Raw genomic sequence first — 14,906 nt, forward strand, 5'->3', positions numbered from 1 at the left:
CCTACCAGGACAACATCCTGCCCACCGGACAACCCTTCGGCAGCCCCGAGGACTGCCTCGACTGCGCCTGCTACCTCTACCTCGACGACCAGCCAGCCTAATCAACACCCCTCCACGAATTAACGCGGAGCAGCACTAGTGACGTGACCACGAATGTTGACGCCGATGGTCGCGACCTTTGACCGAGCGGTCAGCCCGATCTACGAGCCGTCTCGGCCCTGCCAGGTCGTCACGCAGGCCTCGTTGCCCTCGATGTCGGCGAGAACCCAGAAGGCGGGGGCGTGGGACGCGGACACGAGTCGGCCACCGACCGTCAGCGCGGCTTCGATCCGCCGTGGTGCCTCGTCGTGTGGGACGCAGATGTCGAGGTGGATGCGATTCCGGTCCGGGCGTGGCCGGTCCATCTGCTGAAACCACATCGCCGGACCCTGCCCCACCGGGTCCACAATCGGATCCTCGGGACCGTCCGCTCCCGCCTCGTCCGCGTAGCCCAGGACGGCCTTCCAGAACGGCCGGACCGCCGCGATGTCGAGCGCGTCGATAGCGATCTCCACAAGCTGGACCGACCGCGGCGCTCCCGTACCAATCTCGGGTGGGACCTCCTCTGGTTCGGCCCTGTCGAGCTGCCCCAGAAATGGGGCAGGCTGCGTCGACCGCGCTATGCGAGTCGACGGTCGGCCCAGATCTGGGGCAGCTCGACAGGGCGCACACCTACATGGGGCAGCTCGACGCCGGCCCAATCGTGGGGAGCTCGGCAGGGATGAACCTGACCATCCACGGTGGCCGTGCTGCCCGACCGATCAGACCCGCGAGGCCGCGAGGCCGCGAGGCCGGGGCGGCCGGGGCGGCCGCCCGCCTGGCCACCGACCGGCAGTTACTCGGTGACCCGGCGCAGGAACGCGGCCAGGTGGCCCGTGGTGCGGTCGCTCTTCTCGGTCAGGGTGATGGTCTCGTCGATCCGCCGTCCGGCGCCCCTCTTGCCCCGCACGTAGAGCGAGCAGGTGGATGATGCACAGCACCTTCCACGGCTTCGTCAGCCTGGGGCGCACCGGCGGCTTCCGCCACACGCCGCGCCCGACGGACGACTCGTGGGCCCGTACCCTGGACGCCCTTGATGCCTGTTGCGCAACTGGCCGCAGCGGTGAGATCGCCGACGGCGGCGGCCTAGGCTCGGTGGTGTGCAGGATCTTGAGTTGGCCGACTGGCGCGAGCGGGTGGCCCGGCTGTACCTGTCCGACGTCGACCTGGCCGGCTTCCGCGCCGGTCGGGACGACCTCTTCGCCACCCACCCGCAGAGCCCGATCCCGCCCGAGGAGCGGCCTGACTTCCGTGGCGTGCGGTACTTCCCGCCCAACCCGGAGGCCGTCGTCGAGGCGCCCCTGCGGCCGGCCAGCGGCGAGCTGAGCATCGACACCGGCGGCCCGGACGAGGTCGTGAACTACCGGCGGGTCGCGGTGGCCGAGACGCCGTGGGGGCCGCTCACGCTCTGGTGGATCGAGGCGTACGGGGGCGGGCTGTTCGTGCCGCTGCGCGACGGCACCTGCGGGCCGGAGACGTACGGCGGGGGTCGATACCTCACCGACACGGTGAAGGGGACCTTCGGCCGGGGCGTCGAGCTGCTGCCCGGTGACCGGGTCCGGCTGGACGCGAACTACCTCTACAACCCGAGCTGCGCGTACGACGACCGCTGGGCGTGCCCCCTCGCGCCGGCGGAGAACCGGGTCGAGGTGCCGCTCCGCGCTGGCGAACTGGCGTACCACGACTGACGGCCGCCCCGGCCGACTGCCGGGACGGCCGGTCGTGCCGGTGGCTCAGCGGGTGTTCGCCGGCCGTGAACCGCCCATCTGCATGCGGCCCAGGAGCTGCCTCGCCTGGTCGGCGAGCTGCGCGTCGACAGTCACCGCGTACTGGCCCGCGCGGAGTGAGCTGGCCGAGGTGAAGTCCCGCTGCCCGCCGGTCATGGCGTGCGCCACCGCGCCGAACACGGCACCCCAGATCGCGCCGATGACCAGCCCGACCAGGATCACCGCCAGCCAGTTGCCGACGGTGAAGATCCCGAACAGCAGGCCGATGAAGAGGCCGAACCAGGCGCCGGTGCCGGCGCCGAGCAGGGCGGCGCGGCCGGTCGTCATCCGACCGAGCACGGTCTCCACCAGCGTCAGGTTCGTGCCGACGATGGCGGAGTGCTCCACCGGGAAGCGGTTGTCGGCCAGGTAGTCGACCACCTTCTGCGCCGACGGATAGTCCGGATACGAGCCGATCGTCACGGTGGGTGGGCCGCTCTCCGGCCCGTGCCCGTCCCCGGCCGGCGCCGACAGGTGGCCTGCCGGTCCGGACGGGAGCACATCGCCACTTGATGCGCCGGGCCGCCATGCGGCGGTCGGCCCCGAAGCTGAGGTCATGAGCATCCTCCCTCGTCAGCCGACCGCGTTCCCGCCAGTGCCGGGGGGTAACGCCTGGCGCGCCGGTGGGTGCCGGGTCTCGGGCGAGGCATGCGCCGGCCCGGCCTGGGTAGACAGTCGGGTGCAGACCGCAACGATCAGCGATCATGGTTTCCTAGCCGATGGCCGTACTGCGGCGCTGGTGGATCGCGCGGGGTCGGTGAACTGGTGGTGCCCGGGTCGGTTCGACGCGCCGTCGGTGTTCGCGCGCCTGCTCGGCGACGACGCCGGCCACTGGTCGATCCGGCCGGAAACCGACGATTTCACCGTCGAACGCCGCTACCTCGATGACACCCTCGTGCTGCGAACCGTCTTTCGGACCGCGCAGGGCGAGGTGGAGTTGACCGACGCGCTCGCCCTGGAACCGGGCGCGCGCGACCACGACATCGGTTATCGCTCGCCGCAGGTGATGGTCCGCAGCGTGCGGGGCCTCTCCGGCGAGGTGCCGATGCGCGTGCACTACCGACCCCGCTTCGAGTACGGCCGTACCACGCCGTTCCTCATTGAGCGGGACGGCGCCCTGGAGGCGGTCGGCGGGGCCAGCCGGCTCGCCCTCGTCGGGAGCGTGAAGCTGACCTGCGGCGACGGCGAGGCCGCCGCGACGTTCACCGTCCGCGCCGGCACAATGAACAACTTCACCCTCGGGTACGCGCCGACCTACGACTCGCCCCGACCGCAGGTGCCCGAAGCCGACCAGACCATCGCCGACACGGCCGAGGGGTGGCGCTCCTGGGTCCGGCAGCACGAGTACCACGGGATCTACGCCGAGCACGTGCGGCGCAGCGCGCTGGTGGTGCAGGGCATGACGTACCGGCCCAGCGGCGCGGTGGTGGCCGCAGTGACCACCTCGCTGCCGGAGGAGCTCGGCGGGGACCGGAACTACGACTACCGCTACGTGTGGGTGCGCGACTTCAGCCTGACCCTGCGGGCGCTGTGGCTGACGGCCTGTCCTGACGAAATGCAGCGGCAGTTAGCCTGGCTGGGGCGGGCGATGGGCCGGATCGGCGACGAGCCGGTGCCCATCATGTACGGGGTACTGGGGGAGCGGGACCTCACCGAGCACCGCCTCGACCATCTCGCCGGCTACCGCGGCAGCTCGCCGGTCATGATCGGCAACGACGCGTGGCGGCAGCGGCAGACCGACATCTACGGCGAAGCGATGGACGCGGCCTGGCTGATGCGTGACCGGCTGGACACGATGGAGACCGACGTCTATCACCTGCTGCGTTCTCTCGCCGACAATGCGGCTCGGGACTGGGCGCTGCCGGACGCGGGGATGTGGGAGGAGCGCGGGATCGAACGCCAGCACGTGTCCTCGAAGGTGCACTGCTGGACGGCGCTGGACCGCGCGGTCCGCTTCGGCGCACGGATAGGTGGGCCGCAGGACGTGGCCCGCTGGGCGGCCGCCCGCGACGAGGTCCGCGCGGCGGTGCTGGAACGGGGGTGGAGTGAGCGGCTCGGGGCGTACACCGGGAGTTTCGAATCCGAGGACCTGGACGCGTCGGTGCTGTTGATGCCGCTGGTGGGGTTCGTGCCGGCCAGCGACCCGCGGATGCTTTCGACGATCCGCGCGGTGGAGGGCACGCTGTCGCACGACGGCCTGCTGCGACGCTGGGACGGCGACCCGGCGGGATTCCTCATCTGCTCGTTCTGGCTGGTGTGCTGCCTGGCGCTGGCCGGTGAGCGGGACCGGGCGCACGAGTTGTTCGACACGCTGCTCGGGCGGTTCAACGACCTGGGACTGTTCGCCGAACAGATCGACCCGTGGACCGGGGAACAGTTGGGCAACTTTCCCCAGGCGTTCTCGCACATCGGTCTGATCAACGCCGTCGGTGTGCTCAGTGACGTCGAGCAGAACCCGGAGCTGGGTAGCCTCGGCATGCCGCCCGGCTACTTCACGCCGGCGTCGCGCTGAACACACCGCCACGTGCGGGGCGGACGACGCCCGCTCGGTCCCAGCCTACTGGCCGCGACCCGTCTCGGCCTGAGTTCGTCGATCGCCGCCGGTGCATGCCCCTACGATCATCGGATGAGCGTGGACCGGTCGGGCGTGCTGGTGGTCGGGGCGGGCATCGCCGGGGTGGCGTGCGCGGTGGAGCTGACGCGCGCCGGGGTGCCGGTGCAGGTACGCGAACGCGGGCACGTCAGCGGCGGCCGGATGGCCAGCAAACGCTTCGACGGCAGCCCCGCCGACATCGGCGCCGCGTACTTCACCGCCAGCGACCCGGACTTCGCCGCGGTGGTCGACGACTGGCGTCCCGACGGTGGCCGACGTTCCACGGCGCGTTCGTCAACGACCATGCGGTGCTCACCCTGGTCTGCGATGACGGCGACCGGCGGGGCGACGACGCGCCGGTGCTGGTCGCGCACACCGTGCCGCAGTTCGCCGCCGGCCACCTGGCCCAGCCCAGCGGCGCCGGGCCGGCGATCGAGCAGGCCGTGCGGGACCTGCTCGGTCTGCCTGAGGAGGCCGCCCACGTGCACGTGCACCGCTGGACGTACGCCAAGCCGACCGGCGAGCGCACCGCCGACACCCACCACCTCGACGCCGACGGGATCGGCCTGGCCGGCGACGCGTTCGGCAAACCCCGCGTGCAGAGCGCGTGGCGCTCCGGCCGGGACCTCGGTCGCGCCCTCGCCGCCCGCCTCGGCTGACCCGTCCCGGCGACGCGCTCAGGAGTGCCCGGCGGCGGCGACCGGCCGTGCTGACTCCCGCTCAGACGGGTCCGCGGTCCGCTCGCCCTCGCGGTCCAGCAACTGCATGACCGGGGTCGCCGCCACGCCGTGCACCACCACGGACACGAGCACCACCAGCCCGACGGTGGCCCACAGCAACGCCGCCTGCGGGAAGTTCCCCTTCGTGGTGGCGTACGCCAGGTAGTAGAACGAACCCACGCCGCGGATGCCGAATAGCGAGATCACCCAGTGCTCCGCCGGCCGACCGGGCGCGCCGCGCAGCGACAACCAGCCGACGGCCGGCCGGATCAGGAAGACCAGCGCCAGCCCGACGGCCGCCGCCGACCAGGTCAGCGGGGCGAGCAGGCCGCCCACGATCGCGCCGCCGAGCAGCAGCAACAGCACCAGGGTGAGCAACCGCTCGACCTGCTCGGCGAAGTCGTGCAGCACCGAGTGGAACTCGTGGGTCCGCTCGGCGGCCCGGATGGCCCGCGCGGCCACGAACACCGCCAGGAAGCCGTACCCGCCGACCACCTCCACCAGCCCGTACGCGAGGAAGGTGGCCGCCAGGGCCAGGAAGCCCTCGGCGTGCCGGGCCAGCCGCAACTCGGTGGGCGCCCGGAAGAACAGCTTGCCGAGCAGCCAGCCGATGAGCAGGCCGCCGCCCACGCCGACGCCCACCTTCCAGAGCACGTCGACGGTGAACCACTCGGCGAGCCAGGCGCGCGGGGCGAGGCTGGTCGAGGCGATGGCGATGGCCGCGTAGACGAATGGGAACGCCAGCCCGTCGTTGAGGCCCGCCTCCGAGGTCAGGGCGAAGCGGACCTCGTCCTCGGAGTCCTCCACGTCGGTCGGCTCGCCGACCTGCACCTCGGCGGCGAGCACCGGGTCGGTCGGCGCCAGCGCGGCGGCCAGCAGCAGCGCCGCGGCCGGAACCAGGCCGGCCCACCACCAGCCGAGCAGCGCCACGGCCGCGATGCACAGCGGCATCGCGATGGCCAGCAGTCGCCAGGTGGAGGACCACCGGGTCCAGCTCAACGGCCGGTCGATCTTCAACCCCGCGCCCATCAGGGCGACGATCACGCCGATCTCGGTGAGGTGGGTGGTCAGCTCCGGGTGCGCCAGCGGGTCCGGTGTCGGCAGCCCGACCGGCAGGAGGAAGACCAGCATGCCGAGGGCGAGGAACGTGATCGGCATGGACAGCGGGCGGCGCTCCAGCACGCGGGGCAGGATGCCCGCGAGCAGCGCGCCCAGTCCCACCAGCGCGAACGCCACGTCTACCGGCTCCACGAACACCACCCTCTCGCCGCACCCGCGCGGTGCGGGGAGGTGGCCACAGACCATGCCCCGGAAGACTCGCGGCTATGCGCGTCCGCCCCCGCGAACCGGAGTGGGTCTCACCTCGGCCGGGTGAGGGGGGAATCCGCCAGCTCGGCCAGCAGGGCGGCCGGGTCGTCGTACACCGCCACCGCGCCGGCACCGGCGAGCTCGCCGCGGCTGGTGCCGCCGCAGGTCAAGCCGACGCACGGAATGTCGAGCTTGCCGGCCGCGGCGACGTCCCAGACCGAGTCGCCGACGAAGACGACCCGCTCGGCGGCCAGGCCGGACTGCTCCAACGCTGCCTCGAGGATGTCCGGCGCGGGCTTGCTCTCCTGCGCGTCCGCCGAGGAGGTGACGGTGTCCACCACATCGTCGGCGTTCAGGGCCCGGCGCAGCGCGCCGACCTCGTGCTCGGCGGCGGAGGTGGCGAGCACCACCCGCAACCCCCGCTCGGCGCAGGCGCGCAGCAGGTCCGCCGCCCGAGGCAGCGGCGTCAGCCGTTCCCAGTACTCGGTGTACAGGGTGTCGTGCGCCTCGCGCAGCTTCGGATCGTCGTCGCGGTCCCGCTCGGGACCGAGCAGGTGATCCAGCAGCTTGTCCGAGCCCATGCCGATCGAGCGGTGCACCGTCGCCATCGGCACCGGCCGGTCGGTCTGGCGCAGCGCCTCCCACCAACTCACCGTGTGCAGGTAGGTGGTGTCGACCAGGGTTCCGTCGACGTCGAAGAGCACCCCTTGGGGTTGTTCGTTGGCCATGGACGCACTCCTACCCGTTCGGCGGTAGGCTGACTCGTCCCGACCGCGCGGGTGGGAACGACTCAGCGGGGCTCGGCCGGCGGAACGAGGATCTCGAACCAGACCGTCGAGCCGCGCACCGACGGGTCGGTGCCCCAGGCGTCGCTCAGCTCCTCGATAAGGCCCAGCCCGCGCCCGCGACTGCTCAACGTGTCGGTACGGGTCCGGGTCACGGTGCCTCGGGTGCCGGAGTCGGCGACCGAGACCAGCAGGCGCTCGGGGCTCAGGTCGATCTCCACGCGGGCGGCCGTGCCGGCGTGCAGCAACGCGTTGGTCGTCAGTTCGCTGGTGCACAGCACCGCCGCCCCGATCACCGACTCGGACACCTGCCACTCGGTGAGCTGACCGGTCATCCAGTGCCGGACCCGGCTCGGCGCGGTCGGCTCCGCCGGCATCTCCATCGCCGCCGACCGGCTCGGCTTGAGCGCGTGCTCGACCGCCAGCACCGCCACGTCGTCCTCGGTACCGCCGGACACCGCCGCCGTCGCCACCGCGCAGAGGGCACGGGGGTCGCTGGTGCCGGCCTTGGCCACGGCATCGCCGAGGGCGTCCAGTCCGGCGCTCAAGCTCTGCCTCCGCCGCTCCACCACACCGTCGCTGAACAGCAGCAGGGTGTCGCCGGGCGGGAACGCGACGGTGACGGTGGTCGGCCGCCCGCCCAGCCCCAGCGGGGGACCGGCCGACAGGTCCACGTACTCGGCGTGCGAACGGCCGTCCGGGGCGCAGCGGCGGATCAGCGGAGCGGGGTGACCGGCGCTGGCCAGGGTCAGCTCCCGCCGCTCGGCGTCGATGACCCCGAACGCCACGGTCACGAACAGCTCGTGGGTGCCGGCCTCCGCGCCGAGGCTGGTCACCAGCCGGTCCAGACCGGCCAGCACCGCGTCCGGCGCCGGATCGGCCAGGGCCAGCGCCCGCAGCGCCGCCCGCACCTGCCCCATCCGCGCCGCGGCCTGCACGTCGTGCCCGGCGACGTCGCCCAGCACCACGCCGAGCGCGCCGGTGGGCAGCCGGAACGCGTCGTAGAAGTCGCCGCCGGCCGCGTTGCCGTCCACCCCCGGGTCGTAGCGGGCCGCGATCCGCAGCCGGGGCAGGTCGGGCAGGTGTTCGGGCAGCATGCTGCGTTGCAGCAACTGGGCGGTGCCGTGCTGGGTCTCGAACCGCCGGGCCCGCTCTGCGGCCTGGCCGATCAGCTCCGCCGAGGCGGCCAGCAGTGCCCGCTCGGCGGCCGACCAGGTGTGCGCGACCTGGTAGCCGACCGTCAACCCGCCCCGGATGACCGACGTGCCCAGCGGAAGCGTGGCCATCGAGCGGATCTTCTGATCGTGGCGGTCCACGGCGGTCTCGCGCAGCGGTTGCCCGTCGCGGATGAACAGGGCCTCGCCCGACCGGGCCGCCAGCGCGACCGGACCCGCCCAGTCGTCCGGCGCCCGCCGCCACAGCGGAGGCAGCCGCTCGTCGGCCTCGTCCATCAGCTCGCCGCGGACCCGGCGCACCATCCGCCAGCCGCCGCCACCCTCGTCGACCACGAAAGCGACCCGGTCGGCGTCGAACATGGTGATGGTGTGGCGCAGCGCGACCCGGGCCACATCGTCGAGGGTGAGGGTGCCGGCCAGCGCGGCGGCCACCTCGCTGAGACTCTGCAACTGCTCGGTGACGTGGGTGGTTTCGGCGGCCACCGTCAGGATTCCGACGATCTGCCCGGCGCTGTCGCGTACGGCCGAGTGACCCCGCGTGAAGACCACCTGCTCGACCACGCCGGAACTCCCCCCGCCCAGGGGGAGCGTCGACTCCTTCTCCAGGAACGGCACACCGTGGCGGTAGGCGCGCTCGATCACGTCACCGAAGCCGGGCAGCGCCCAGACCTCGGCGTGGACCTCGGCGGCCGGTCGGCCGAGGGCGCCCGGGTGCTTGCTCCCCAGCAGCTCGGCGTAGCCGTCGTTGTAGAGCAGAACCAGATCGTCGCCGTACGCGAGCGCCATCGGCATCGGCGAGGCGAGGATAAGCTCGACCACGGCCCGGACCGCCGGAGCCCACCCGTCGCGCGGGCCGAGCGCGGTGGCGGACCAGTCGTGGGTGAGCACGGCTGCCGCACCGGGCCCGGTGGATGCGCCGGGGACCGGAATTGCTGGCGTGGGGACTCGCCCGACCGTTCCTGGCATGTTCGCAGCCTAGCCGGCCGTCGCTCAGCCGCATCCGATCATGTGCGCGGGTCGCGGCCCGCCCCCGCGTGGTGGCTGTTCGGGCAGATCAGGGCCCCTGTTTGTCGAATTGTCGGAAAAAGCAGTGAGCCGCGCGGACTGCTGCACCGGTGGCCGGGTATGCGCCCGTCGCAGTCCATGCGACAGGAGGGACATCATGCTGAAAACCCTCGCGGTTCGGCAGGCCGACATCGGCGATGCCATCGCCGACACCTGGAGGTCGGTGCTGCTCTTCATCCCGAAGGCAGTGGCCTTCATCGTCATCCTCGTGGTCGGCTGGCTCATCGCCAGAGCGGTCCTCAAGATCGTGGATGCGGTGCTGGAACGGGTGCACTTCGACGAAGCGGTCGAACGCGGAGGCATCAAACGGGCACTCGAGAGAACGAAGTACGACGCCAGCGACATCCTGGCCAGGTTGGCGTACTACGCCGTCCTGCTGTTCACCCTGCAGTTCGCCTTCGGAGTCTGGGGGCCCAACGCGATCAGTGACCTGATCAGCGGCGTGGTGTCCTGGCTGCCGCGTGCGTTCATCGCGATCGTCATCGTGGTGATCGCGGCGGCGATCGCCAACGCCGCCCGCGATCTGGTCACCGGGGCGCTGGGCGGGCTCTCGTACGGCAAGGTCCTGGCCGACCTGACGGCGATCTTCATCATCGCGCTCGGCGTGATCGCCGCGCTGAACCAGGTGGGTATCGCCACCACGGTCACCACTCCGGTGCTGATCGCGGTGCTCGCCACGGTCGCCGGCATCCTGATCGTCGGCGTCGGCGGTGGCCTGGTGAAGCCGATGCAGCAGCGCTGGGACGGCTGGCTCGACCGGGCCGCCCAGGAAGCCCGGGCGGTGCAGGAGCATCGGCGGGCCACCTCGGCCGGACGCGGCGACATGGAGCGGCAGATGGCCGACCGTGGCGGCGACCGGACCCAGGCCATGCCCCGGGTCGACGAAACCCAGCAGTACCGCACGTAGCGGGGCGTGATCGTGCGAGGGGAGGGCGTCCACGCAGCGTGTGGGCGTCCTTCCCTCGTCCGTACGAGGGTCAGGAACGATCGAGCGAGCGGGCCAGCGCGCAGACGGCGACCAGTCGGGCGAGCGGCCACTCCGGCGCGCTCCAGTCCACCGGGCCCCGTGGCGGCGTCCACCCGTGCTCCAGGGCAGCGGCGCGTACCCCCTCGGCGTAGCCGGCGAGCGCCGCGGCGGTCAACGGCTGTCGGTCCCCGTCGAGGCTGTCGCGTACGGCGGCGGCGTGCTGGTCGACCAGCGCCAGGAGACCGGGGCGCGCGGCGGCGGCGGCGAGGCCGGCGGTGCCGACGGCGACGGTGAGGGCGGCCAGGGTGGACTGCGCCGACTCGACGGCGGTCCGGGAGGCGACCCGGGTGAACGGCACACGCATGGTGACCGAGGCTAACCGACCGGTGAGCGACCGGCCTCGGCCGCTCGGCGCTTGTGCGGTGTGCCACCGGACGAGTCGGGGCTGGCCGCGAGGGTTGATCCGGCACAGACGGGGCACCAGGTACCCGACGACGCAGGGTGGCACAGAGCACGGGAGCACGGATGGGGCAGCGGGCGGACGGGCCGGACGAGCAGCACCGCCGGCCGGCGGGGGTCAGCGACGAGACGGTCGCCGCGCTGGGCAAGCTCAGCGAGGCGTTGGAGTGCGTGGAACGGGCCCGAGGGCACCTGTACTCGCTGCACCAGCTCATCGGGCACGCCGACCTGATGCTCGACGACGCGGTGGAGAAGTTCCGCGCCGCCGGGCAGCACCGGATCGCCGAGCGGATCGACACCGAGCTGCTGGGCCGCAACGTGATCGCCGGCCGCTGGACGTTCCAGATCGTCGAGGACTTCGACGACGGCTACCACGCGCTGTTCCGCGAGCTGGACCAGCAGGCCCGCGACGAGTTGGTGGGCGGGCGGCGGCATCTCTACGAGGCGGAGATGAAGGAGCGCCGCCGTACCCGGGGCCGGCCGGGGCACGAGGCCCGGCCGGCCGGCGAGAGGGCTGGCTAGTCGCCGGTGGCGTTGGCGGGCCGGCGACGGGCCGCGTCGTCGGCAATGATCACGGTGGCCACCATCAGCGCGACGCAGACGCTGAACAGCCACGAGTCGTCGGAGACGAGCCGGGCCGACACGGGCGCCTGCAGCGCGGCGAGCAGGAAGCCGAGCCAGGCGAGGCGGCGCTGACGCGTGGAGAGGATTCCGGAGCCTTGATGCATCCCGAAATTCTTACGCGAGCGAGCCCGTTTGCCGTCCCCCGATCGGCCGATTCTGGCTGAGCTGTCCGCTTTCTCGACCGTCCGGACACCACTTCTTGTCGCGGCGGGCGGGCAGCCCTCACCGGCGTGCTGATCAGCAAGGTGTCGGTGCAGGTGCTCGGCCCGGCTCTGGTGGTGCTCGCGCTGGCGCTGATCGTGCTCTACGAGCTGGGTGCCCGCCGACCGACCGGGGACGCCGGCGGACCGGTCCGCCCGGCGAGGACTACCCGTTGTCCGGGCCGGTCCGACCGGTCGTCGACGGACGGTAGGCACGCTCGGGGTCGGTCGGCTCCCGCCCTCCGGCCTCACCGCCGCGGTCGGCCGCCGCCGGCCCGTGCCCGAAGGCGGCCTCCTCGCCGGCGTCGTTACCGGTCACGTCGTCGGCCTGCCCGTCGATGCTGGAGCCCGCCACGGCGCGTTCGAGTTCCTCCAGCGGAAGCCGTTCCTCGTCCCGCCACACCCTGTCGTCCGTCATGACAACAGCGGTACCCGGGCGCGATGATCGCAAACGGGTACCCGACCCGAGAGACAACGATGGCCGCCGGGAAACCCCGGCGGCCATCGTCGGTCGGTGCTCAGGATCACGGCTGCGGGCGGTCCACCGTGCCCCGCCACGCGCCGGTCTCCTGACCGCGTCGCTCGATGAACGTCTTGAACCGTTCCAGGTCGCCCTTGGCCCGCCGGTCGACGATGCCGAGCTTGTCGCCGGCCTGCTCGACCACGCCGTGCGGCTCGAACTCGAGCTGGAGGGTGACCCGGGTCTTGCTCTCGTCCAGGCGGTGGAAGGTCACCACACCGGCCTGCTGGGTGCCGCCGGTGGAGCGCCACGCGACCCGCTCGTCGGGCAACTGCTCGGTGATCTCGGCGTCGAACTCGCGCTTCACGCCGGCGATGTCCACCGTCCAGTGGGTCATCGTCTCGGAGAGCTGCCGGACCTCCTGCACACCCTCCATGAACTGCGGGAACTCCTCGAACTGCGTCCACTGGTCGTACGCGGTGCGTACGGGTACGGAGACTTCGACGTGTTCGGTAACGCCACTCATCGTGTTGATCCTCCTTCGGCCGCTGGTGTCGGATCGGGGGTGATCCCTACCAGCGGGTTGTCTCGTTCTTGTTCCCGAGCGCGGCCCACACCTCGGAGACCGTCTGGTACTCGGTGCCCTCGGGAAGCCGTTCCAACGCCGCCACGATGTCGTCGGGCGCCTCGTTCTCCCGGGCGCTGGCGATGAGCACCAGTCGGTCGCCGGGCAGCGCGCTCATCGAGATGAACCGGCCGAGCCGGCTGCGCTGCTCGACGTCGGTGGAACTCATCCCCTGCGGGGTGCCGGTGCGCAGGTCGCCCGCCGGTGCCGTGGTGGTCTCCGGCTGGTCCTCGCCGGCCGGCTCCGGCACCCGGGACTCGTCGACCCGAGAGCCACCGGTCCCCGGCCCCTGGACGAGGCCGCTGACCTCCTGGCTCATCTGCTCATCGATCCTCGGTCCGTGCTTGCTGTTGCCACGCTCCATGCCTTCTGCGCTACCCGGCACCCCGCCGGGTAAACCGGCACCGGGTCACGAACCGGCCCTCGGGCCGGACATCCGGGCGGACAACCGGCCGTCAGTCCTCGGCTGCCCTGCGTGGTGGCAGCACCGGCTCCTTCAGGTCCTTCTCGCCCGCCTGCAACTGCCGGCCGCGCTGCACCTCGGCGTTGATCTGCACGCCGAGCATCAGGGCGCTGTTCGACAGGTAGAGCCAGACCAGGAACGCGATGGCCGCGCCCAGGCTGCCGTAGGTCGTCTTGTAGGAGGCGAAGTTGGCCACGTAGAAGCCGAAACCGAAGGACACCACTGCCCAGGAGACCAGGGCCACCGCGCCGCCGGGGGTCAGCCAGCGGAACCGTGGCTGGCGCACGTTCGGGGCGATCCAGAACAGCAGCGACAGCAGCACCATCATCACCAGTGCGAGCACCGGCCACTTCGCCACGCTCCACACCGTGCGCGCCAGCCCACCTGCGCTTATCAGGTCGCCGACCGCGTCGGTGACCGGGCCGCTGACGATCAGGGCGAGGGCGACCACCGCGAGCAGCACCAGCGTCACCGCCGCCAGGCCGATCTGCAACGGCCGCAGCTTCCAGACCGGCCGCCCCTCGGGCACCCCGTAGATGGCGTTGGAGGCGCGGGTGAACGCCCCGATGAAACCCGACGCCGACCAGAGCGCGCCGAGCAGACCGAAGCTCAGCAGCACCTTCGCGTTGCTCTGCTGGACCACCACCGAGCGGATCACCCCGATCACGCCACCGTCCTCGTCGGCCACCACCGACCCGGCGCCCACCTGCTTGGCCAGGTCGACCACCGTGTCCAGGGTCTGCTCGCCCGACGACACCAGGCCGACCAGGGCCACCACCACGATGGCGGACGGAAAGAGAGCCAGCACGCCGTAGTAGGTCAGCGCGGCAGCCCAGTCCGAGCAGTTGTCGTTGACGAAGTTCTGGACGCTGCGGACCAGCACCCCGCGCCACGTGCGCCAGCTCAGTTGCCGGACCCGGCGGGGCACCCGCGCGCCCTGTCCGCCGCCGAGCGTCGTACCGGGCTCCGTGGTCGTCATGCCCGCTCCCTGTGCCCCGGCCACCGGATGACCGGTCGTCCGGTCGGGCCTGGTCCGGCCGGTACCCGGAGCGGGAAATCGACAAACCCGCCCGGTGACCCGCCGACGCCGCTAGGGTTTGCCGCCGCCCGCCGGGGGGAAGGGTCACCTGGACCCTGTCGACACTCCAGGAGGACGAGATGCCCGGGCGCGAGGACATGCCCAGCACGCTGCGACGCTCTCCAGACAAGGCGCAGCGCACCTGGGAGAAGACACACGACTCGGCGGTGGAGACCTACGGCGAGGGCGAGCGGTCGCACCGCACCGCCTTCGCGGCGGTGAAGCACCAGTTCGAGAAGGTGGGCGACCACTGGGAGCCCAAGGGCCGCAAGGGCCCGAGCGACCGCCAGGCCGCCGGCGGCGGCCCGGAGCGGCGCGCACCCACCGCCGGTGGGGTGGACGCCAACGCCAGCAAGGACCACCTGATGTCGGTGGCCCGCAAGCTGGACGTACCGGGCCGGTCGAGCATGACCAAGCCGGAGCTGGTCACGGCCATCGAGAAGGCCAACGACCGGGCGACCCGCGAGGCCCGCGGCGATTGACCCACGCGCAGCGCGGTACGGGGCGGACGCGCGACCTCTGCGCCCGCCCCGTCCCGCTC

The 14,906-nt window shown here is 72.1% G+C and carries 16 protein-coding genes and 2 pseudogenes; 7 read left to right on the forward strand and 11 right to left on the reverse strand.

Annotated features, from left to right (window positions below):
• Positions 1-200: 200 nt before the first annotated feature.
• Positions 201-554: a VOC family protein gene (locus ACLQ24_RS11935; protein WP_425891200.1), complete on the reverse strand. Its 354-nt coding sequence runs from the start codon at positions 552-554 to the stop codon at positions 201-203.
• Positions 555-1,008: 454 nt separating this feature from the next.
• Between ACLQ24_RS11935 and ACLQ24_RS11940 the strand changes: the two are divergent.
• Positions 1,009-1,062, forward strand: a pseudogene (locus ACLQ24_RS11940) (hypothetical protein); the annotation flags it as partial.
• 116 nt (positions 1,063-1,178) lie between these two features.
• Positions 1,179-1,766, forward strand: coding sequence for a DUF1684 domain-containing protein (locus ACLQ24_RS11945; protein WP_425891201.1), 588 nt, complete (start codon positions 1,179-1,181; stop codon positions 1,764-1,766).
• A gap of 45 nt (positions 1,767-1,811) precedes the next feature.
• On the opposite strand, the gene ACLQ24_RS11950 is transcribed toward ACLQ24_RS11945, so the two are convergent.
• Positions 1,812-2,402 carry a general stress protein gene (locus ACLQ24_RS11950; protein WP_425891203.1) on the reverse strand — a complete coding sequence of 197 codons (591 nt, stop codon included), beginning with the start codon at positions 2,400-2,402 and terminating at the stop codon, positions 1,812-1,814.
• Between the two features lie 121 nt (positions 2,403-2,523).
• Here ACLQ24_RS11950 and ACLQ24_RS11955 point away from each other — a divergent pair, with 121 nt between their 5' ends.
• Positions 2,524-4,356 (forward strand): glycoside hydrolase family 15 protein, encoded by a 1,833-nt coding sequence (locus ACLQ24_RS11955; RefSeq protein WP_425891268.1) that lies wholly within the window; start codon positions 2,524-2,526, stop codon positions 4,354-4,356.
• Between the two features lie 135 nt (positions 4,357-4,491).
• Positions 4,492-5,096 (forward strand): annotated as a pseudogene (locus ACLQ24_RS11960) (NAD(P)-binding protein).
• Positions 5,097-5,114: 18 nt separating this feature from the next.
• Here ACLQ24_RS11960 and ACLQ24_RS11965 read toward each other — a convergent pair.
• The 3 genes from ACLQ24_RS11965 to ACLQ24_RS11975 form a co-directional block, all read right to left on the reverse strand.
• The gene (locus ACLQ24_RS11965; RefSeq protein WP_425891205.1) at positions 5,115-6,407 is read right to left on the reverse strand and encodes a cation:proton antiporter; all 1,293 of its coding nucleotides are present in this window, start codon (positions 6,405-6,407) and stop codon (positions 5,115-5,117) included.
• 107 nt (positions 6,408-6,514) lie between these two features.
• On the reverse strand, positions 6,515-7,192 hold the full coding sequence (locus ACLQ24_RS11970) for an HAD family hydrolase (RefSeq protein WP_425891207.1): 678 nt from the start codon (positions 7,190-7,192) through the stop codon (positions 6,515-6,517).
• Positions 7,193-7,254: 62 nt separating this feature from the next.
• Positions 7,255-9,390: a SpoIIE family protein phosphatase gene (locus tag ACLQ24_RS11975; RefSeq protein WP_425891209.1), complete on the reverse strand. Its 2,136-nt coding sequence runs from the start codon at positions 9,388-9,390 to the stop codon at positions 7,255-7,257.
• A gap of 196 nt (positions 9,391-9,586) precedes the next feature.
• On the opposite strand from ACLQ24_RS11975, the gene ACLQ24_RS11980 reads away from it, so the two are divergent.
• Positions 9,587-10,396 (forward strand): mechanosensitive ion channel family protein, encoded by an 810-nt coding sequence (locus tag ACLQ24_RS11980; RefSeq protein WP_425891210.1) that lies wholly within the window; start codon positions 9,587-9,589, stop codon positions 10,394-10,396.
• A 70-nt stretch (positions 10,397-10,466) separates the two neighbouring features.
• Here ACLQ24_RS11980 and ACLQ24_RS11985 read toward each other — a convergent pair whose 3' ends face one another.
• Entirely contained in the window at positions 10,467-10,820 is a 354-nt protein-coding gene (locus tag ACLQ24_RS11985; RefSeq protein ID WP_425891211.1) for a DUF6401 family natural product biosynthesis protein, read from the reverse strand.
• Between the two features lie 161 nt (positions 10,821-10,981).
• Here ACLQ24_RS11985 and ACLQ24_RS11990 point away from each other — a divergent pair, with 161 nt between their 5' ends.
• Positions 10,982-11,437 carry a hypothetical protein gene (locus ACLQ24_RS11990; RefSeq protein ID WP_425891213.1) on the forward strand — a complete coding sequence of 152 codons (456 nt, stop codon included), beginning with the start codon at positions 10,982-10,984 and terminating at the stop codon, positions 11,435-11,437.
• Here ACLQ24_RS11990 and ACLQ24_RS11995 read toward each other — a convergent pair.
• The 5 genes from ACLQ24_RS11995 to ACLQ24_RS12015 all read right to left on the reverse strand — a co-directional run bounded on the left by ACLQ24_RS11995 (position 11,434) and on the right by ACLQ24_RS12015 (position 14,266).
• On the reverse strand, positions 11,434-11,643 hold the full coding sequence (locus ACLQ24_RS11995) for a hypothetical protein (protein WP_393223320.1): 210 nt from the start codon (positions 11,641-11,643) through the stop codon (positions 11,434-11,436). The genes ACLQ24_RS11990 and ACLQ24_RS11995 overlap by 4 nt on opposite strands.
• A 262-nt stretch (positions 11,644-11,905) precedes the next feature.
• Positions 11,906-12,157: a hypothetical protein gene (locus ACLQ24_RS12000; RefSeq protein WP_425891214.1), complete on the reverse strand. Its 252-nt coding sequence runs from the start codon at positions 12,155-12,157 to the stop codon at positions 11,906-11,908.
• A 106-nt stretch (positions 12,158-12,263) separates the two neighbouring features.
• Entirely contained in the window at positions 12,264-12,725 is a 462-nt protein-coding gene (locus ACLQ24_RS12005; RefSeq protein WP_421475731.1) for an SRPBCC family protein, read from the reverse strand.
• Between the two features lie 46 nt (positions 12,726-12,771).
• Positions 12,772-13,188 (reverse strand): DUF2795 domain-containing protein, encoded by a 417-nt coding sequence (locus tag ACLQ24_RS12010; RefSeq protein WP_354860120.1) that lies wholly within the window; start codon positions 13,186-13,188, stop codon positions 12,772-12,774.
• 91 nt (positions 13,189-13,279) lie between these two features.
• Positions 13,280-14,266, reverse strand: a complete 987-nt coding sequence (locus ACLQ24_RS12015) for a YihY/virulence factor BrkB family protein (protein ID WP_425891216.1) — start codon at positions 14,264-14,266, stop codon at positions 13,280-13,282.
• 179 nt (positions 14,267-14,445) lie between these two features.
• Here ACLQ24_RS12015 and ACLQ24_RS12020 point away from each other — a divergent pair, with 179 nt between their 5' ends.
• Positions 14,446-14,847 (forward strand): ChaB family protein, encoded by a 402-nt coding sequence (locus ACLQ24_RS12020; RefSeq protein WP_425891218.1) that lies wholly within the window; start codon positions 14,446-14,448, stop codon positions 14,845-14,847.
• Positions 14,848-14,906 lie beyond the last annotated feature (59 nt).

It is taken from the genome of Micromonospora sp. DT4 (assembly GCF_049841675.1).
GTDB lineage: Bacteria > Actinomycetota > Actinomycetes > Mycobacteriales > Micromonosporaceae > Micromonospora.